We start from the raw sequence: 18,787 nt of genomic DNA on the forward strand, positions 1-18,787 counted from the left end.
CTCGTTGCCATCTGTTGAGATGTGCATGCAAACGACCATACTGCCGGGGTGTATGAACCGTTCAACTACGAACGGATACAAGGGAGGACGCAGTGACCTCGTTGCACATCACCCGCGTGCGGCGCAGACGCCTGGGCGTGGCAACAGCCGCAGCAGGGCTCATCGCCACGCTGCTGACGGCCGGCCCCGCGGCCGCGACCCCCGACCCGGGAGACGCGCCGGCGAAGCAGAAGAGCCTGACCACCTCGCAGCAGGCCGAAGTCCGGGCCGCCATCGAGAGCGGCGAGATACCCGGTGTGGACGAGATCGTCCACAGCAAGAACATCGAGCACCTCGCGAACGTCCCCAAGGACGCCCTCAAGGGCACCAACACGGACCTGGCGTTCCAGGGCACGTACGCCTTCGCCGGCAACTACGACGGGTTCCGGATCTTCGACATCAGCGACCCGAAGGCCCCGAAGACGGTCTCCCAGGTGCTGTGCCCGGGCTCGCAGAACGACATCTCCGTCTCCGGAGACCTGCTCTTCCTCTCCACGGACTCCTCGCGCAGCGACAACTCGTGCACGAGCACCTCGCAGCCCGCGACGGAGAAGTCCTCCTGGGAGGGCATGAAGATCTTCGACATCAGCGACAAGAGCAACCCGCGGTACGTCGCCGCTGTCGAGACCGCGTGCGGCTCGCACACGCACACGCTGGTGCCCGAGCGCCGCAACGTCTACGTCTATGTCTCGTCGTACTCGCCGAGCGACACGTTCCCGGACTGCAAGCCGCCGCACGACGGCATCTCCATCATCAAGGTGCCGCGCGGCGCCCCGGAGAAGTCCGCGATCGTCGACTTCCCGGTGCTCTTCCCCGACGGCGGGAACCCGGGCGCGCCCACCAACCCGGGCGTCTCCCAGACCACCGGCTGCCACGACATCACCGTGCTGCCCTCGAAGGATCTGGCCGCCGGTGCCTGCATGGGTGACGGCATCATCTTCGACATCGAGGACCCGGAGAAGCCGAGGGTGATCGACCGCGTCCAGGACAACGTCAACTTCGCGTTCTGGCACTCGGCGACCTTCAACCAGAAGGCCGACAAGATCGTGTTCACCGACGAGCTCGGCGGTGGCCCCGCCGCCACCTGCAACGAGGCCACCGGCCCCAAGCGCGGCGCCAACGGCATCTACGACCTCACCGGCAGGGGCGACCAGCGCAAGCTGGTCTTCAAGAACTACTTCAAGATCGACCGCCACCAGGCCGCCAACGAGAACTGTGTCGCCCACAACTCCTCGCTGATCCCGGTCAAGGGCAAGGACATCATGGTCCAGGCCTGGTACCAGGGCGGCGTCTCCGTCTGGGACTTCACCGACTCGGCCAGGCCGAAGGAGATCGCCTTCTTCGAGCGCGGCCCCGTCAGCGCGACCTCCTCGGTCACCGCCGGCTCCTGGTCGGCGTACTACTACAACGGCTACATCTTCTCGAACGACATGGCGAAGGGCTTCGACGTCCTGAAGCTCAACGACAAGCGCACCGACGGCGCGGAGAAGGTCCGTCTGCGCGAGCTCAACGTGCAGACGCAGCCCGACTACCGCCGCTGACCCACGGTCCGCACACGGCTACCGCCGGGCGGGTCTCCGCCCGGCGGTACGCCGAGCTCCCAGTCCAGCCCGTACCGCTGGAACAACTCGGCCCGCAGCCGGGGGAGCGGCATCGGCGCCCCCGGCAGCAGTACGGCGAACACCGCCCCCATCAGCTGTGCGCGCAGCAGCGGATAGTCGGCGTCCACATCCGGCGTTCCGTAGCGCACGACAGTGCCCCGCAGCAGCTCAGCCAGCCGCTGCTGTTCGGGACACTGCACAAAGCCTTCGGCCTGGAGAATGCCCGCCATGTGGGTGCGCATGAGCACCGGATGGTCGCGGGCGAGCCCCAGTACGGCGTCGATCGCGCGGGCCAGCAGTTCACTGCCGTCCTCGGTGCGCGGCTCGCGCTCCAGGGCCGATTCGAGCGTCCGGTGCATCAGCCGGTGAACGGCCGACTGCAGCAACTGCCGTTTGCCGGGGAAGTAGTACGAGACCAGTCCGCGCGCCGCTCCGGCCCGGTCCGCGATGGCGGCGAGCGTCGTGGCCTCGTAGCCGCGCTCCCCGACGAGCTCAACGGTGGCCTGCAACAGCCGTTCCCGGGAACGGCGACGCAATTCTTCATTGACCGATGCGCTGCGCGGGGACATGCTGTAACTCCTGCGTTGACTGGCCCGTAGCCAATATACTCAGTGGTCTCAGGACGGGCGCCTTGCCGGGGCCTGTTCTGGGGGCTTGCTGTCTGTATCCGGCGGCGCGGGGGACCGCCGGATACAGACAGCTCGTCCATGTCAGCCGTCAGGCAGCTGTTGGTTGCCGGCCGTCGGCCTCAGCGGTCCTGAAGAGCCTGGGGTCCGGCTTCTGGATCGCGAAGTCGTCCGCTGGTCCGGACGGTTGCGTCATACGGATGATCCTTCCCGGGAAGCGACCAGCCGACCGTACGCCACCGCGGAAAGCGCCACGACGGCCGCTCCCAGCAACCAGCCGCCCACCACGTCGGACACCCAGTGCACCCCCAGATACAGCCGGGTGACACCGACACCCACCCAGGAGACCGTTCCCACGACCAGCACGGCCGCCCGCAGCCTCGGATCGGCGCCGCGCAGTACGAGCAGCCACACCAGCAGCCCGCAGGTGACCGTCGCCGTCATCGCATGGCCGGACGGCCAGGCCGAGAAGTGCGCGGAGTCGACCGGATCCGGCCACTCGGGCCGCTCGCGGCCGACCGCTGCCTTGAGGCCCTGCTGCACGAGCGCACTGACCGCACTGGTGGCGGCGATCCACAGCGCCAGGAGCCGTTCCCCCTGCCGGAGCAGCCATACGAAGACGACGGCCACCAGCGCACGCATCGTCCACGGATCCCACACCCAGTCGGACAGGATCCGGTTGGTGCGGGTGAGCGCGGGGTCGCTGACCGCCCAGTCGTGCAACGCGTCCCCGACCGTGCGGTCGAGCGACATCAGGGGGCGCCACTCGACCGCGACGAGCAGCAGAAGGAAAACGGAGAGAGCGGTGAACACAACCGCCGCGACCACGGGGGCGGGATGTGCGGGGCGGGACGGCGGAGCGAGCTGGGAAGAGCGCATGGAAAGATCCTCGCCCACCGCCGGAGCCCGGGGCCACCCCGCCCTTGTCGCACGGCGGCTAGCCCAGCGCGCTGAGCCCCGGCACGAACGCGACCAGCAGCGGTACGGCGGGGACGAGCGAGGCCGCGGCCGTCAGCCGCAGCCGGCGGCCGGCGGTGAGCCGCGGCGCCGCCGCCAGCAGCCGGTCGACGCGCCGCGGCAGCTCGGCGTGCGGTGTCGGGCACGGGCCGAACACGCCGCGGTCCTCGTTGAGTTCGACCAGGGCGAGGGCGATCGTCAGCCGGCCGAAGCGCCGCGAGGCCACATCGTCGGCGGCCAGCTCGACGAGCCGGTGCATCTCGTCGCGGAACGCCGCGAACACCGGAACCTGCGGGAACCCGATCGCGAGAGCGGACGCGCAGTGCAGCAGCCAGTCGTGCCTGGCCCGGACATGTCCTTGTTCATGGGCGAGTACGGCGTCGAGCTGGTGCCCCTTCAGGCGCCGCAACGCGGCCGTGGTGATCACCAGCCGGGGCGTCGCGCCCGGAAGCCACCACGCGTCCAGACGCTCACCCTCAAGGACGACGAGACGGTCACTGCCGGGCTCCTCGCCGGGCAGCAGCGGGGCGCGCACGAGCAGTTCACCGCGCCGCTGCCGGCGTCGTACGCGCGCCCTGCGGATCTCCCGGGTCAGCATCGCCGCTGTCCAGGCTCCGCCGCACGCCAGCAGCACCGCGATGACCGCGGACCAAGGCCCGTACGCGGCCAGCGCGTACGCCTCCACCACGCCGTGCGGGGCGGGCGCGAAGACCTGCCCCCGTACGGCCTGCCAGGCGGCAGCCGCGCTGAACGTCATCGAAAGGCCGAAGCACAGCAGCACGGCGGCCACCACGCACTGCCACACCCACAGGGCCACCACGGGTTCGCGCTCCCGCCAGTCGGCGCGCGACATCAGCCGCGGGGCGGCGACGGCGGCGACGACACCGAGCAGCAGAAGCGCGAAGGAGACCGTCATGCGGCCAGCCTATGAGCGCGACCCTACTCCCCGGTATGGCCTCGGCGCTCAAGTGACGCAGGACACGGCTTCGCCGGGCGCCTCAGACGGTGAGCAACATCGCGATCATGCCGATGCCCATCGAAACCCGGCAGGCGAGCGCCAGCTCCGGCCGCGCCCCCCACGCGACCGTCCCACCGCCCGCCCCCGCGGTCCCCGCCGCCACCGGCATCAGCTTCACCCCCGAACGCAGCACGTACGCCGCGTAGTACAGCAGCAGCGCACCGGTCAGCAGGGGAACCCCGCCTGCCGCGTACCCGGCCCCGTGGCCCGCGTGCCCGGAACCCGCGCCGCCCGGCGCCATCACCAGGGCCATGTAGACCATGGCGAGCGACCCCACCAGATGGTGCGCGTGATGCGTGTGGACGGAGCTCCCGCGTGCCCGCCACAGCGCCCGCACCGCGGCCCCGCCGAAGACGGCGGCGTACAGCATCCATCCCCACACCGGCGGCGCGAGCACCGCGGCGGGCACGGCCATCGCCGCCATCCCGAACCCCATCAGCGCCTCACCGGCCGCCCCCTCACGGTCCTGCCCCCTGCCGCTGCGAACCCCCAGCAGGCAGTACGCGCCGGTTGCGGCACACAGCGCCACGAGCAGCCAGCCGGACATCGTCTGTCCGTGCACGGCGTACCTCCCCGATCGACGGTGTCGTCCCGGTCGATGCCCGCTCCCGCCGCGTCGTACGCGAGCGCACGGGGGTGCGAGGGGGTGGCGAGGGGGTGCACGGGGGCACGGCCGGGGCTCGGGGCGGCCTCAGGGGCGGTGGCGCAGCGGATGGTCGGCGGGCACCTCGACGACCGCGATGCGCACTCCGTCGGGATCGGCGACCCACATCTCGATCAGCCCCCACGGCTCCCTGACCGGCGGGCGCAGCACCTCGACGCCGTGCGCCGACAGGTCGTCGTACGCCGCCGACGCGTCCGCGACCTGGAGCCACAGCTGGAGGCCGGGCGCGGGAGGGGTGTCGGAGCGGCCGGAGACCTCCAGGAAGCCGCCGCCCAGGAAGTACACCGTCCCGCGCTCCGGGCCCGTGCCGAACTCGCGGTACACGGCGAGCCCCAGGGCCCCGCCGTAGAACGCGCGCGAACGCTCGGGATCGGTGGGGCGCAGAAGGGTCCTGCTGCTCAGTACATGCACCATGCACCCGGACCCTGGCGCGGGTTACGCTCGGGGCGCCCGACCCGACGTAGAGATCTGGAGAGCGTTCCTCATGGAGACCACCCCGCGCCCGGCTGCCGCAGAGCTCACCTTCCGCGACGCGACAGAGGCCGACGCGGAAGCGCTCGTCGCGCTCATCGAGTCGGCGTACCGCGGGGACGCGAGCCGCGCGGGCTGGACCACGGAGGCGGACATCCTCGAAGGACAGCGGACCGACCCCGAGGGGGTCCTCGATGTGATCAAGTCGCCGGACAGCCGGCTGCTCACGGTCGAGCGGGACGGCGAGCTGGTCGCCTGCTGCCAGCTCGAACGCCGGGGAGAGGCCGCGTACTTCGGGATGTTCGCGGTCCGTCCCCGGATGCAGGGCGCGGGACTCGGCAAGGTGATCATCGCTGAGGCGGAGCGCACCGTGCGGGAGGTCTGGGGCGCGAGTGAGATGCACATGACGGTGATCTCCGTGCGGGACGATCTCATCGCCTGGTACGAGCGGCGCGGTTATCGCCGTACGGGCCGGATGACCCCCTTCCCGTACGGCGACGAGCGCTTCGGCGTGCCGCAGCGCGACGACCTGGAGTTCGAGCTGCTGGTGAAGTCGCTGGGCCGGGCGGGCGGGGCGGCTACGCGGTGAAGCGTCCCGTGCGGCGGATCTCCGGGTAGTCGGTCGTGGCGCCGTCCAGCTCCAGCGCCCGCACCAGCCGCAGATGATCCTGCGTGTTCACCACCCAGCCGATGACCCGCAACCCCGCCGCGTGGGCGCGTTCCACCGTCTCCAGGGTCAGCCTGCGGATGTTCAGCGCGAGGGATGCCGCGCCCACCGCCTCGGCGCGGTCCACCACATCGTTGCCGTAACGGCTGGCGATCAGCACCGTCCGTACGCCGGGGACGAGCGACGCGATCTCGGCGACCGCCTCGTCGTGGAACGACGACACCTCCACGCGGCCAGCCAGATCCCGCCGGTGCATCACCTCGGCCAGGGCCCGCGCCGCGGCCGCGTCCTTGATCTCCGCCTGGAGCGGCGACTTCACCGTGTCGAGGACCTCCTCGAAGAGCGGGACGCGCTCGCCCTGCCCGGCGTCGAGTCCCCGCAGTTCCGCGAGGGTCAGGTCGGCGATCGCGCCCCTGCCGTCCGTCGTGCGGTCCACTTCGGCGTCGTGCATGACCACGAGCGCGCCGTCCTTGCTCAGATGCAGGTCGAGCTCGATGGCGTCCATGCCGGCCTGCTCGGCACGGACGAAGGAACGGAGGGTGTTCTCCGGCTCGACACCCATGACCCCGCGATGACCAATGGTGAGGAAACTCAAGGCAATCTCGCTTCCGTCGACGGCGGCTCCCGGGCAGCCTAACGGCCCGCTTCCGTGAGGGAACCCGTCTCGCGCGAGGAAGCGGAGTGCTCCGCTCGGGCCCCGGCGATCCCCAGGATCAGACCGGTGATCAGGGCGGCGACAAGAACTGCACGGGTGCTCACGCGGTACGGCTCCAGGGAGATCGGCGAGGGTCGGAGGGGGACAGCAGGGGATCCGGGCAACGCGGCTCCCGTCCGTCCTACCGCCTCGGAGCGGCGATCCGCGACCCGCATCACTCGTGCGTGGGAGGGCCGCGCGAGCGTTGACACGGCGCCGCGGCCCGCGACCTGTCAGGGTTGCCGCTCGCACCCCCCGGCGTTGACCGGCGTGGCAGAAGCCATTGCTCGTACGATGAAAGACAGGAAGAACAGCGGCGATCAATGGGGCTCGGCAGGATAATTTACGGAGGCTGGGGTTGAATGGGAGAGCTGAAGACCTATACGGTGCCTTGACGCGAGGTTCTCCTGTGGAGGAAGTGACATGACGGAAATTCTTGTGCAGGACACAGCCGCCGAGGGCATATCCGGTGCCCGGCGCGTGGTCGAGCACCCGGCCTGGCCCGAGCTCAAGAATGCCGTGGAGGCGATCCGGCCCTGGCAGTCGGCGGACGGATCCATCGACTTCGGCGCCGAGGGCGCGCCGACGCGCGCCCTGGCGGAGGCGACCGTCGACCGGGTGATCGGCGCGGTCGAGGAGCTCACACCGCTGCTGCCGCACAACGCGGCGTACCACCGCGCCCTCGTCGCCGACCTCCGCAAGTGGGCCGCCGCCGGCTTCACCGTGCCGGACTTCCTGGACTCGCTGCTCGCCTTCCAGCCCGCCCAGCAGCGCGCGGACGGCCTCCAGCACCTGGTCGTCTTCCCGATGTACACGCAGAACGGCAACCCGGACCGCAACCTGGAAGCGGTCGTACTGCGCATGGTGTGGCCCGAGTGGCTGTCGGAGCTGGAGCGCACCCGCTACGACAACCCGCTGTTCCTCGGCATCACCTTCGAGGACTTCACCCCCGGGTACGACACCCACTCCGCCGTGCTCTTCCCCGAGACGATCGCCGTCCGCGAGGCCCCCGAGCGCTTCACCTGGGGCGGCATCTTCTGCGACCGCGAGGCGGCCCGCTTCCGCCGGGTCACCGACGCCGCGGTGGACATCCTCGGCCTCGATCTGCCGGAGGACATCCGCAAGATGGTCTCCGACCAGGAGCGCTGCCAGCAGGCGTTCGTTCTGTGGGACATGGTCCACGACCGCACCCACAGCCACGGTGACCTGCCCTTCGACCCGTTCATGATCAAGCAGCGCCAGCCGTTCTGGATGTACGGCCTGGAGGAGCTGCGCTGCGACCTCACCGCCTTCAAGGAGGCCGTGAAGCTGGAGGCCGAGGGCAACGCGCACGGCCGTGACGTGCAGTACGCCGTCCTGTTCGACCGGATGTTCCGCTTCCCGGTCAGCGGTGACCGCGTCCGCAACTACGACGGTCTCGGCGGCCAGCTGCTCTTCGCGTACCTGCACAAGCACGACGTGGTGCGCTGGACCGACAACACGCTGAAGATCGACTGGGAGCGGGCCCCGCAGGTCACCAACCAGCTCTGCGGCGAGATCGAGGACCTCTACCGGGCCGGCATCGACCGCCCCAAGCTGGTCCACTGGTTCGCCGCGTACGACCTGGTGTCGACGTACCTCGCCCCGCACCCCGGTTCCCGCTGGGCGAAGGGCCCCGACGCCCTGGACCTGTCGCTGCCGCCGCGCAAACTCGTGGACGACGTGCTTCCGGACGAATTTCCGCTGAGCATGTTCTACGAGGCCCTTTCCAAGAAGCTGAAGAATGTGATCGCCTCTACCAAGGGGATCACCGCGGCGAGTGCCGAGCGGGTGGCCGCGTGAGCCCTCGCGACCAGGAGGCGACGACCATGACAAGCAGCATCGGCAACGGCAACGGGGGATCGCTGGAAGGCGCTGTGGTCGCGGTGGCCGGAGCGGGCGGGCCCGCGGGCCGCGCCACCCTGCTCAGGCTGGCCGAGGCAGGTGCGATCGTGGTCGGCTCGGACGCGAATCCCGAGCGCCTCGCCGAGGCGGTCGACGCCGCGCGGTACGCCCACGGGGGCGCCACCGTCACCGGTGACACCGTGGACCTCCTCGACCTCGACGCCACCCGTGAGTGGGCCGCCAAGACCGAGAAGGAATTCGGCCGCATCGACGGCATGGTCCACCTCGTCGGCGGCTGGCGCGGCAGTGCCACCTTCGCCGAGACGGACCTGGCGGACTGGGACCTGCTGGAGAAGCTGCTGATCCGTACGGTCCAGCACACCTCTCTCGCCTTCCAGGCCCCGCTCCTGCGCAGCGACCGGGGCCGCTACCTGCTGATCAGCGCGGCAGGCGCCTCCAAGCCCACCGCCGGCAACGCCGCGTACTCCGCCTCCAAGGCCGCCGCGGAGGCGTGGACCCTGGCGCTCGCCGACGCGTTTCGCAAGGCGGGGGGCGAGGAAGGCCCCCGTACGGCGGCTGCCATCCTGGTCGTCAAGGCACTGGTGCACGACGCGATGCGCGCCGAGCGCCCGAACGCGAAGTTCGCGGGCTTCACCGACGTCAAGGAACTGGCCGAGGCCATTGCCGGGGTCTGGGACAAGCCCGCCAGTGAAGTGAATGGACAGCGTCTGTGGCTGACTCCCAAGCCGTGAATCCGGATCCGACGTACGCGGCGAAGACCGACGCCCGCCGGCACCACGACCCTCGGGTGCGCGGCTTCGCGAGTGACAACTACGCGGGCGCCCACCCCGAGGTGCTCGCCGCCCTCGCCCTCGCCAACGGCGGCCACCAGGTCGCCTACGGCGAGGACGACTACACGGAGCACCTCCAGCGGATCATCCGCAGCCACTTCGGCGGGCGTGCCGAGGCCTTCCCGGTGTTCAACGGGACCGGAGCGAACGTGGTCGCCCTCCAGGCGCTCACCGACCGGTGGGGCGCGGTCATCGCCGCCGAGACCGCGCACATCAACGTGGACGAGGGCGGCGCCCCGGAGCGGATGGCCGGCCTCAAGCTGCTGACCGTACCGACGCCGGACGGCAAGCTCACGCCCGAGCTCATCGACCGGCAGGCGTACGGCTGGGAGGACGAGCACCGCGCGATGCCGCAGGTCGTGTCGATCACCCAGAACACCGAACTCGGCACGGTCTACACGCCCGACGAGATCCGGGCGATCTGCGCGCACGCGCACGCGCACGGGATGAAGGTGCACCTCGACGGCGCCCGGATATCCAACGCGGCGGCCTCGCTCGACGTACCGATGCGGACCTTCACCAACGCCGTGGGCGTGGACATCATGTCCTTCGGCGGGACGAAGAACGGCATGCTCTTCGGCGAGGCGGTCGTCGTCCTCAACCCGGACGCGGTGCGCGCCATGAAGCACGTGCGCAAGATGTCGATGCAGCTCCCGTCCAAGATGCGCTTCGTGTCGGTGCAGCTGGAGGCGATGCTCGCCCGCGACCTGTGGCTGCGCAACGCGCGCCACGCCAATGCCATGGCCCAGCGGCTCGCCGACGGCGTCCGTCAGGTGCACGGCGTGGAGATCCTCTACCCGGTGCAGGCCAACGCCGTCTTCGCGCGGCTGCCGCACGAGGTCAGCGAGCGGCTGCAGAAGCAGTACCGCTTCTACTTCTGGAACGAGGCCGCCGGCGACGTCCGCTGGATGTGCTCCTACGACACCACCGAGGACGACGTGGACGGCTTCGTGCAGGCGCTCAAGGAAGAGATGGCCAGGTAGCGCACAGCAGCGCTGGGCGCAAAGGTGCGGCCGACCGGAAAGTCACTTCCGGTCGGCCGCACCTTTGCGCTCTGCTGCCACCCGCTGACCCGCCAGGTCAGCCGGCCTCGCGCACCTGCGCCGGGGTCGGTGCCGTACCGCCGAGGTGCGCCGGGACCCACCAGGTGTCCTCGGCGTTCTTCGGGCGTACGGGATACGCGCGCTGGGCGGCTTCGAGCAGCTCCTGCACGTGGCCGCGCAGCCGGCGCGTGAGGGCGCCCGCGTACTCGTCCGTGGGCGCTTCCATCGGCTCGCCGACCCGTATCGTCACGGGGATGTGGTTGCGGCCGAAGTTGCGCGGCCTGCCCTTGGTCCAGATGCGCTGGGTGCCCCACAGCGCCATCGGGATCAGCGGAACGCCGGCCTCCTGGGCCATGCGCGCCGCACCCGACTTGAAGCTCTTGAGCGTGAACGACTCGGAGATCGTCGCCTCGGGGAAGACCCCGATGATCTCGCCGGAGCGCAGGGAGTCGAGGGCGTGCGCGTACGCCGCCTCACCGCGCTTGCGGTCCACGGGGATGTGCTTCATGCCGCGCATCAGCGGTCCGGAGATCTTGTGGCGGAAGACCGAGTCCTTCGCCATGAAACGCACCAGCCGCTTCTGCGGCAGTGCGCCGAGTCCCGAGAAGATGAAGTCCAGGTAGCTGATGTGATTGCTCACCAGTACGGCGCCACCGGTGCGGGGGATGTTCTCAGAACCCTGCGTGTCGATCTTCAGGTCCAGCGCCTTGAACAGGGTGAGTGCGGCACCGATGACCGGTCGATAGACGAGTTCTGCCATGTCAGGGGGACCCTTCTGTGCCCGGGGAGGGCTCTCCCGGCGGAGGTTACGCGGCCGTAGGTTTAGCCGCGTTGGGCAGATCGTGCCCCATGAGCGGCCGAGTAGCCAGTCCTGGCGGCGTTCATGCGCGAGATTCTCGTCACGTACGGAAACATAAGGAATCGTCTCTGTGTGGTGAACGCTGGAAACGAAGATGGAGGAAGCGGCGGAGATCAACGGGAGGACGAAGGTGTCAGGGCACGACGGCGGTACGCGACTGAGCGCGGAAGAACTGGGCGCGGAGCCGGGGGAGCGGGCGACGCTCGTGCAGTTCTCCAGCGCGTTCTGCCAGCCCTGCCGCGCGACCCGCAGAACCCTCGCCGAAGTGGCGGACATGGTCGACGGCGTCGCCCACGTGGAGATCGACGCGGAGGCGCGACTCGACCTCGTACGCGAACTCGGCATCCTCGCCACGCCCACCGTGCTCGTGCTCGACGGGAACGGCCGGGTCGTGCGCAGGGCCTCTGGCCAGCCGCGCCGGGCCGACGTCATCGCCGCCCTCGGCCGCGCCGTATGACCGGGGCGGTCCAGGTGGCCTCTCCGGAGCTGCTGCGCTCGGTCTTCAGGCAGCACGCCGCCGGCGTCGCGGTGATCACCGCGCACGGCCTGCGCCCCGTCGGCTTCACCGCCACCTCGCTCAACTCCGTCGCCGCCGATCCGCCGATGATCTCCTTCGGGGTGGGCACCGGCTCGTCCAGCTGGCCCGTGCTGGCCGAGGCCGAGCACATCGGCGTCCACATACTCGCCGAGGAACAGCGCGACCTGGCGGCCACGTTCGCCCGCAGTGGCGCCGACCGTTTCGCGCCGCCCACCCGGTGGCGTACGGGACCCGAGGGGGTGCCCGTGCTCGACGGCGTACTGGCGTGGCTGGTGTGCCGTGTGGTGGCGCGCGTGCCCGCGGGGGATCATCGGATCGTGCTCGGCCAGGTCGTCGCCGGAGACCCCGCGGGACAGGGCCGGCCGCTGCTCTATCACCAAGGACGCTTCAACGCGCTGAGGGACTGAGAGTTCCCGTGTCCGCCGATTACCGCTGATTACACAGAGTTGGCAAGGTCACAGTTCAAAGCGCTTGCTTACTGGGAACGCTCTGGATGTACTGACGAGTAATATTCCAGTCGGAGCGGGGTTGGCCCCGACCGGGATCCGCCCCTTCAGGCGCCTATGCTGCCTGCAACGAGGCAGTCAAGAAATAGACGATGCAGTAGGAGAGCCGGCGTGAGCTTGAGGATCGTTGTCTGTGTGAAGTACGTGCCCGACGCCACCGGCGACCGGCACTTCGCCGATGACCTGACCGTCGACCGCGACGACGTCGACGGCCTGCTGTCGGAGCTTGACGAGTACGCCGTCGAGCAGGCGCTGCAGATCGCCGACGAGGCCGACGACGCGGAGATCACCGTGCTGACCGTCGGCCCCGAGGACGCCAAGGACGCCCTGCGCAAGGCGCTGTCCATGGGCGCCGACAAGGCCGTCCACGTCGAGGACGACGACCTGCACGGCTCCGACGTCATGGGCACCTCGCTGGTGCTCGCCAAGGCCATCGAGAAGACCGGTTACGACCTGGTCATCTGCGGCATGGCGTCGACGGACGGCGCCATGGGCGTGCTCCCGGCGATCCTGGCCGAGCGCCTGGGCGTCCCGCAGGTGACGTTGCTCTCCGAGGTCTCCGTCGAGGACGGCACCGTCAAGGGCCGTCGTGACGGTGACGCCGCGAGCGAGCAGCTGGAGGCCTCCCTGCCGGCCGTCGTGTCCGTGACGGACCAGTCGGGCGAGGCCCGCTACCCGTCCTTCAAGGGCATCATGGCCGCCAAGAAGAAGCCGGTGGAGTCCCTGGACCTGGACGACCTGGAGATCGACGCCGACGAGGTCGGCCTCGAGGGCTCCTGGACGAAGGTCGACTCCGCCACCGAGCGCCCGGCGCGCACCGCGGGCACGATCGTCAAGGACGAGGGCGAGGGCGGCAAGCAGCTGGCCGAGTTCCTCGCGGGCCAGAAGTTCATCTGATCCCGCGCGCCCCCAGAGCTGCCCCCATTCGTCTTTTCGCACTCGCAGGAGAGCATTTCCATGGCTGAAGTTCTCGTCTACGTCGACCACGTGGACGGCGCCGTCCGCAAGCCCACCCTTGAGCTGCTGACGCTCGCCCGCCGCATCGGCGAGCCCGTCGCGGTCGCGCTCGGCAACGGCGCCGAGGCCACCGCCGGTGTGCTCGCCGAGCACGGCGCCGTCAAGGTCCTCACCGCCGACGCCCCCGAGTTCGCCGACTACCTCGTCGTACCGAAGGTCGACGCGCTCCAGGCCGCGTACGACGCCGTGTCCCCGGTCGCGGTGCTCGTGCCGTCCTCCGCCGAGGCCAAGGAGATCGCGGCCCGCCTCGCGGTCCGTATCGGCTCCGGCATCATCACGGACGCCGTCGACCTGGAAGCCGGTGAGGAGGGCCCGGTGGCCACGCAGGCCGTGTTCGCCGCCTCGTACACCACCAAGTCCCGCGTCTCCAAGGGCACCCCGGTCATCACCGTCAAGCCGAACTCGGCGCCGGTCGAGGCCGCTCCGGCCGCGGGCACCGTCGAGGCGCTCGCCGTCTCCTTCGGTGAGAACGCGACCGGCACCAAGGTCGTCTCCCGCACCCCGCGCGAGTCCACCGGCCGCCCCGAGCTGACCGAGGCCGCGATCGTGGTCTCCGGCGGCCGCGGCGTCAACGGCGCCGAGAACTTCCACGTCATCGAGGCGCTCGCCGACTCGCTCGGCGCGGCTGTCGGCGCCTCGCGCGCCGCGGTGGACGCCGGCTGGTACCCGCACTCCAACCAGGTCGGCCAGACCGGCAAGTCGGTCTCCCCGCAGCTGTACATCGCGTCCGGCATCTCCGGCGCGATCCAGCACCGGGCCGGCATGCAGACCTCGAAGACGATCGTCGCCATCAACAAGGACGCCGAGGCCCCGATCTTCGACCTCGTCGACTACGGCGTGGTCGGCGACCTCTTCGCGGTCGTCCCGCAGCTGACCGACGAGGTCAACGCGCGCAAGGGCTGACCTCCGCAGCGGCGAAGCCGTCGGGCGCCGGGGCCGTGTGGTGATCTTCACCGCGCGGCCCCGGCCGCTTTCCGGAGACCATTGACGCAGGTCACGACCGGCCGTTAACTTCGCCATGCGGATTGTTGATTCCGTGCAGCGGAAAACTGGAGGGTTGGAATGGGTCAGCAGGAGAAGGTGGCGACAAGCCTCACGGGCGCGGTCAGCGAGGACATCAGCGCCTCCCTCGTACCGGTCGACGAGGAGCTTGCCCGCCGCTACCCGGGAGACCCGGGCACCCGCCAGCCCGTACACACCGTCTACGTACCCGGTGACGCCTTCGCCGCCGACACCGTCCGCTCGTGGGGCGACCAGGCCCTGGCGGCGCTCGACGAGCACGCCCCGGACGCCAAGTCCTTCGCCTCGGTCCTCGGTCTGTCCGACGAGCTCGCGGACGACGTGTACGGCCGGGTGCGCGCCAAGCTGGAGCGCGAGCCGATCGAGGACCTGCGGGTCGACTTCGAGGACGGCTACAGCGGCAAGGACGAGGATGCCGACGCCGCCCGCGCCGCGCGGCTGATCTCGCAGGCGTACGCAGACGGCACGGCCGCCCCGTACATGGGCATCCGCATGAAGTGCATGGAGGCCGCCGTACGTGACCGCGGCATCCGCACCACCGACATCTTCCTGACCGGCCTCATGGAGCACGGCGGTCTGCCCGACGGACTGGTGCTGACGCTGCCGAAGGTCACCTACGCCGAGCAGGTCACGGCGTTCGTCCGGCTGCTCGAAGCGTTCGAGAAGGCGCGCGGCCTGGACGCCGGGCGGATCGGCTTCGAGATCCAGATCGAGACCAGCCAGTCCATCCTCGCCGCCGACGGCACCGCCGCCGTGGCCCGCATGATCGACGCCGCCGAGGGGCGCGCCACCGGACTGCACTACGGCACCTTCGACTACAGCGCCTGCCTCGGCGTCTCCGCCGCCTACCAGGCCAGCGACCACCCGGCGGCCGATCACGCGAAGGCGGTCATGCAGGTCGCCGCCGCGGGCACCGGCGTACGCGTCTCGGACGGCTCCACCAACGTCCTGCCCGTCGGTACGACGCGGAACGTGCACGAGGCCTGGCGGCTGCACTACGGCCTCACCCGCCGCGCCCTGGCCCGCGCCTACTACCAGGGCTGGGACATGCACCCCGGCCACCTGCCGACCCGTTACGCCGCCGTCTTCGCCTTCTACCGCGAGGGCTTCGAGCAGGCCGCGGCCCGTCTCGCCGCCTACGCCGGCCAGGCGGCCGGCGGCGACATCGCCGACGAGCCCGCCAGCGCCAAGGCGCTCGCCTCCTACCTGCTGCGCGGCATCGACTGCGGCGCCCTCGACACCACCGAGGTCGCCCGCCTCACCGGGCTGACCCGCGCGGACCTCGACGGCTTCGCGTCGCCGCGCCGGGGAGACCTCACGGCAACGGCCAAGTAACAGCCGAGGACAGCTCCGTCGCTGTCACCGTTGCCCCGTACTCTGTACCCGATCTCAGTCGGGAACACAGGGAACGGGGCAGCGGTGGCTACGGGGGAGAACGAGCGGCTGGCCGGCCGCTACCGGGTGGTCGAACAGCTCGGACGCGGCGGCATGGGCGTCGTCTGGCGCGCCGTCGACGAGGTGCTCGGCCGCGAGGTCGCGGTCAAGGAACTGCGTACGTACAACGACTCGTCGGGGCCCGAACTGGACGGCCTGCGGATCCGGATGCAGCGCGAGGCGCGGGCCGCCGCGCGCGTGCGCCACCCCGGAGTCGTCGCCGTGCACGACGTCACCGAGCACGACGGCCGCCCGGTCATCGTCATGGAACTCGTCGACGGCCCCTCCCTGGACGACGTACTGAGCGAGCGCGGACTTCTGGACCCGCGTGAAGCCGCGGCCATCGGCGCCAGGGTGCTCGAGGCGCTCGGCGCTGCGCACGCCGTCGGGGTGCTGCACCGCGACGTCAAGCCGGGCAATGTGCTGCTCGACCGCAACGGGCGGGTGGTTCTCACCGACTTCGGGATCGCCGCGATGGACGACCCGGGCGACGGCTCCACGACGCACCTCACACGCAGTGGCGAACTGGTCGGCTCCCTCGACTACTTGGCGCCCGAGCGCGCCCAGGGGCACGAACCGGGCCCGGCGTCGGACGTATGGGCGCTCGGCGCGACGCTGTACGCAGCGGTGGAGGGCGGCTCTCCGTTCCGCCGTACGTCGGCCTGGTCGACGCTTACCGCGATCGTCGTGGACCCGCTGCCGGAGCCGCGCCGGTCGGGGGCGCTGGGACCCGTACTCCAGCAGCTGATGGACAAGGACCCGGCGCGGCGGCCCGGCGCCCAGGAAGCGGCACGGCTGCTCGCGGCGGTCGCCGCCGGCGAGGACACGGCGGCGGGTGGCGGTGTCGGGGGCGGCGGTGCGCCCCGGGAGGCGACCGTGCGCGACGTGCTGCCGCACCGGCCGCAGGGGTTCGGCCCCGTGGTGAGCCCGCCGCCCGCACAGTTCGCGCCGCCCGCACAGTCCACACACCCGCCACAGCAGCCCGCCACGGCCGCGGTGCAGGCGGCCCCGCACGGGTCCGCGCCGGAGCGCAGGCCGGACCGGGGCAGGGCGGCCCTGGTGGCGGCCGGCGTCGCGGCGGTCCTGCTGGCCGGTGGCGGCGTGACGTACGTCCTCACCGACCGTACGGAAAAGACGTCCGGCGAGCTGGCGAAGGGGCCGGGGGAGAGCGCGTCGCCCCGTGGCCTCGACCGCACACCGGCGGCGGGCGAGCCGTCCACCACGAAGCAGCCTGACGGAACCAAGCCCTCCGGGCAGGGCCCAGAGAAGACCTCGCGACCGGACGCGAAGCCCGCGGCGGGCGGCAGCGACGGCGGCAAGGACGCGGGCGGCAAGGGGACCGGCGGCGAGGACTCCAGCGGCTCGGACGGCGGCGCTTCCGGTACGTCGGGCTCGTCCGGCGGTTCGGACGCGTCGGGTGTTCCGGGCGGTTCGGCAGCCGGCGGGTCAGGGAGCGGCGGCTCGACGACCACGGCCGGCGGCGGGAGCGGCCCCGGCGACCCGGCTCCCGAGCCCGCCTGCCACAGCATCGGCGGCGGCAAGTACAACTGCACGGTCTGGAAGACCGCGAAGTCGTACACGGCGTCCGGCGCCGAGGCCGGTGTGCTGAACGCGGGCACCAACTACTTCTACTGCCAGCAGAACCTGGGCCGCAGGGAGACGTCCGGCGAGTGGACGAACGTCTGGTGGGCCAAAACCGACGACGACAGCGGCAACACCGACGTCTTCGTCAGCGACGTCTACATCAAGGGCGGCGACAACGACCAGCCGGTGCCCGGCCTGCCCGTCTGCTGAGGCGGTGCGCCGGCCCTCAGCGCGTGTACGGCGGGATCTCGCCCGAGCCGCGCGCGATGAGACGGGTCGGCAGTTCCACGCGCGCGGGAGCGTCGTTCACGCCGTCGAGGCGGCGGAAGAGACGGTCGGCCGCGGCGCGGCCCAGCAGGGCGGCGTCCTGCGCGACGACGGTGAGACCGGGCTGGAGCAGGTCGGCGAGTTCGATGTCGTCGAACCCGACGAGCGCGACGGGGTGTTCCCGGCCCGCGAGGACCCGTACCACCGTCACCGTCACCCGGTTGTTGCCCGCGAAGATCGCGGTGACGGGCTCGGGAGCGTCCAGCATCGCGGTGACCGCCTCCCGCACCCGCTCGGGAGCCGTGCTGCCGAGCGACACCCAGGCGTCGTCGGCAGGCAGCCCGGCCGCCTCCATCGCGGCGTAGTAGCCGCGGAGGCGCTCGCCCGCCGTGTGGATGCTCGGCTGGTCACCGATGAAGCCGATACGCCGGTGGCCGTGCCCGATCAGATGCGCCACGCCCTCACGCGCGCCGCCGAAGCTGTCGGAGAGCACCACGTCGGCGTCGATCTTCCCGGCGGGGCGGTCCACGAAGACGGTGGCGACGCCCGCCGCGATCTCCGGCTCCAGATAGCGGTGGTCGTCCCCGGCCGGGATCACGATCAGCCCGTCGACGCGCCGGGCGCAGAGCGCGAGCACCAACTCCTGCTCACGGGCCGGGTCTTCGGCACTCGACCCGTTGATGAGGAGGGCGCCGTGGGCGCGGGCCACTTCCTCGACGGCGCGGTTCAGCGGCCCGTAGAACGGGTCCGCGAGGTCTTCCAGTACCAGGCCGATGCTGGCGGTGCGGCCCTTGCGCAGTACGCGCGCGCTGTCGTTGCGGCGGAAGCCCAGCGCCTCGATCGCCTCCTGGACACGCTGTTCGGTATCGGGAGTGACGCCCGGTTCGCCGTTCACGACGCGTGAGACCGTCTTGAGGCCGACCCCGGCGCGGGCGGCGACGTCCTTCATGGTCGGCCGGTTGCCGTAACGGAGCTCGGGGCGGCTTTCGGTCTCGGCCACAGTTGCGATGTCCTGTCGTAGTCGGGTGCGGTCGGTGTTCGAACGGTGTGGCGTCGAGCATAGGGCCT

General features: G+C 70.9%; 20 protein-coding genes. 11 read left to right on the forward strand and 9 right to left on the reverse strand.

Annotation, left to right across the window (positions count from 1 at the left end; genetic code table 11):
- Positions 1–92: 92 nt before the first annotated feature.
- On the forward strand, positions 93–1,580 hold the full coding sequence (locus J7E91_RS23220; protein ID WP_214907916.1) for an LVIVD repeat-containing protein: 1,488 nt from the start codon (positions 93–95) through the stop codon (positions 1,578–1,580).
- Here J7E91_RS23220 and J7E91_RS23225 read toward each other — a convergent pair.
- The 5 genes from J7E91_RS23225 to J7E91_RS23245 form a co-directional block, all read right to left on the reverse strand.
- Complete coding sequence (locus tag J7E91_RS23225; RefSeq protein WP_214907918.1) at positions 1,568–2,209, reverse strand: TetR family transcriptional regulator; 642 nt, start codon at positions 2,207–2,209, stop codon at positions 1,568–1,570. The genes J7E91_RS23220 and J7E91_RS23225 overlap by 13 nt on opposite strands.
- 249 nt (positions 2,210–2,458) lie before the next feature.
- A complete protein-coding gene (locus J7E91_RS23230; protein ID WP_214907920.1) occupies positions 2,459–3,145 on the reverse strand; it encodes a phosphatase PAP2 family protein in 687 nt (228 codons plus the stop codon).
- Between the two features lie 58 nt (positions 3,146–3,203).
- Complete coding sequence (locus J7E91_RS23235; RefSeq protein ID WP_214907922.1) at positions 3,204–4,139, reverse strand: M56 family metallopeptidase; 936 nt, start codon at positions 4,137–4,139, stop codon at positions 3,204–3,206.
- Between the two features lie 82 nt (positions 4,140–4,221).
- Positions 4,222–4,803, reverse strand: a complete 582-nt coding sequence (locus tag J7E91_RS23240; RefSeq protein WP_308376950.1) for a DUF5134 domain-containing protein — start codon at positions 4,801–4,803, stop codon at positions 4,222–4,224.
- A 129-nt stretch (positions 4,804–4,932) separates the two neighbouring features.
- Entirely contained in the window at positions 4,933–5,319 is a 387-nt protein-coding gene (locus J7E91_RS23245) for a VOC family protein (protein ID WP_214907924.1), read from the reverse strand.
- Positions 5,320–5,389: 70 nt separating this feature from the next.
- Here J7E91_RS23245 and J7E91_RS23250 point away from each other — a divergent pair, with 70 nt between their 5' ends.
- Positions 5,390–5,965, forward strand: a complete 576-nt coding sequence (locus J7E91_RS23250; RefSeq protein ID WP_214907926.1) for a GNAT family N-acetyltransferase — start codon at positions 5,390–5,392, stop codon at positions 5,963–5,965.
- On the opposite strand, the gene J7E91_RS23255 is transcribed toward J7E91_RS23250, so the two are convergent.
- Together J7E91_RS23255 and J7E91_RS36815 are read right to left on the reverse strand one after the other, a co-directional pair.
- The gene (locus J7E91_RS23255) at positions 5,955–6,638 is read right to left on the reverse strand and encodes a glycerophosphodiester phosphodiesterase family protein (protein WP_214907927.1); all 684 of its coding nucleotides are present in this window, start codon (positions 6,636–6,638) and stop codon (positions 5,955–5,957) included. The two genes, J7E91_RS23250 and J7E91_RS23255, sit on opposite strands and share 11 nt — an antisense overlap.
- A 38-nt stretch (positions 6,639–6,676) precedes the next feature.
- Positions 6,677–6,802 (reverse strand): hypothetical protein, encoded by a 126-nt coding sequence (locus J7E91_RS36815; RefSeq protein WP_285439121.1) that lies wholly within the window; start codon positions 6,800–6,802, stop codon positions 6,677–6,679.
- A gap of 358 nt (positions 6,803–7,160) precedes the next feature.
- Between J7E91_RS36815 and J7E91_RS23260 the strand changes: the two genes are divergently transcribed.
- Genes J7E91_RS23260 through J7E91_RS23270 form a run of 3 tightly spaced genes read left to right on the forward strand, consistent with a single transcriptional unit; the run spans position 7,161 to position 10,434 of the window.
- Positions 7,161–8,558, forward strand: coding sequence for a DUF6421 family protein (locus J7E91_RS23260; RefSeq protein WP_214907929.1), 1,398 nt, complete (start codon positions 7,161–7,163; stop codon positions 8,556–8,558).
- Between the two features lie 26 nt (positions 8,559–8,584).
- The gene (locus J7E91_RS23265; RefSeq protein WP_214907931.1) at positions 8,585–9,352 is read left to right on the forward strand and encodes an SDR family NAD(P)-dependent oxidoreductase; all 768 of its coding nucleotides are present in this window, start codon (positions 8,585–8,587) and stop codon (positions 9,350–9,352) included.
- Positions 9,349–10,434 carry a low specificity L-threonine aldolase gene (locus tag J7E91_RS23270; protein WP_308376988.1) on the forward strand — a complete coding sequence of 362 codons (1,086 nt, stop codon included), beginning with the start codon at positions 9,349–9,351 and terminating at the stop codon, positions 10,432–10,434. The genes J7E91_RS23265 and J7E91_RS23270 overlap by 4 nt, the downstream gene beginning before the upstream one ends.
- 97 nt (positions 10,435–10,531) lie before the next feature.
- Here J7E91_RS23270 and J7E91_RS23275 read toward each other — a convergent pair whose 3' ends face one another.
- On the reverse strand, positions 10,532–11,254 hold the full coding sequence (locus J7E91_RS23275) for a 1-acyl-sn-glycerol-3-phosphate acyltransferase (protein WP_214907934.1): 723 nt from the start codon (positions 11,252–11,254) through the stop codon (positions 10,532–10,534).
- A gap of 193 nt (positions 11,255–11,447) precedes the next feature.
- Between J7E91_RS23275 and J7E91_RS23280 the strand changes: the two genes are divergently transcribed.
- From J7E91_RS23280 to J7E91_RS23305, 6 genes are all read left to right on the forward strand, one after another.
- The gene (locus J7E91_RS23280) at positions 11,448–11,810 is read left to right on the forward strand and encodes a thioredoxin family protein (protein ID WP_214907936.1); all 363 of its coding nucleotides are present in this window, start codon (positions 11,448–11,450) and stop codon (positions 11,808–11,810) included.
- Complete coding sequence (locus J7E91_RS23285) at positions 11,807–12,298, forward strand: flavin reductase family protein (protein ID WP_214907951.1); 492 nt, start codon at positions 11,807–11,809, stop codon at positions 12,296–12,298. Before J7E91_RS23280 ends, J7E91_RS23285 begins: the two co-directional genes overlap by 4 nt.
- Positions 12,299–12,508: 210 nt before the next feature.
- Positions 12,509–13,294, forward strand: coding sequence for an electron transfer flavoprotein subunit beta/FixA family protein (locus J7E91_RS23290; RefSeq protein ID WP_214907953.1), 786 nt, complete (start codon positions 12,509–12,511; stop codon positions 13,292–13,294).
- Positions 13,295–13,354: 60 nt separating this feature from the next.
- On the forward strand, positions 13,355–14,317 hold the full coding sequence (locus J7E91_RS23295; RefSeq protein WP_214907955.1) for an electron transfer flavoprotein subunit alpha/FixB family protein: 963 nt from the start codon (positions 13,355–13,357) through the stop codon (positions 14,315–14,317).
- A 159-nt stretch (positions 14,318–14,476) separates the two neighbouring features.
- Positions 14,477–15,769: an aldolase/citrate lyase family protein gene (locus tag J7E91_RS23300; RefSeq protein ID WP_214907957.1), complete on the forward strand. Its 1,293-nt coding sequence runs from the start codon at positions 14,477–14,479 to the stop codon at positions 15,767–15,769.
- 84 nt (positions 15,770–15,853) lie between these two features.
- Positions 15,854–17,662, forward strand: a complete 1,809-nt coding sequence (locus tag J7E91_RS23305) for a serine/threonine-protein kinase (protein ID WP_214907958.1) — start codon at positions 15,854–15,856, stop codon at positions 17,660–17,662.
- 16 nt (positions 17,663–17,678) lie between these two features.
- On the opposite strand, the gene J7E91_RS23310 is transcribed toward J7E91_RS23305, so the two are convergent.
- Complete coding sequence (locus J7E91_RS23310; protein WP_214907960.1) at positions 17,679–18,719, reverse strand: LacI family DNA-binding transcriptional regulator; 1,041 nt, start codon at positions 18,717–18,719, stop codon at positions 17,679–17,681.
- Positions 18,720–18,787: the final 68 nt, after the last annotated feature.

The organism is Streptomyces sp. ISL-99, assembly GCF_018614005.1.
Lineage (GTDB): Bacteria > Actinomycetota > Actinomycetes > Streptomycetales > Streptomycetaceae > Streptomyces > Streptomyces flavidovirens.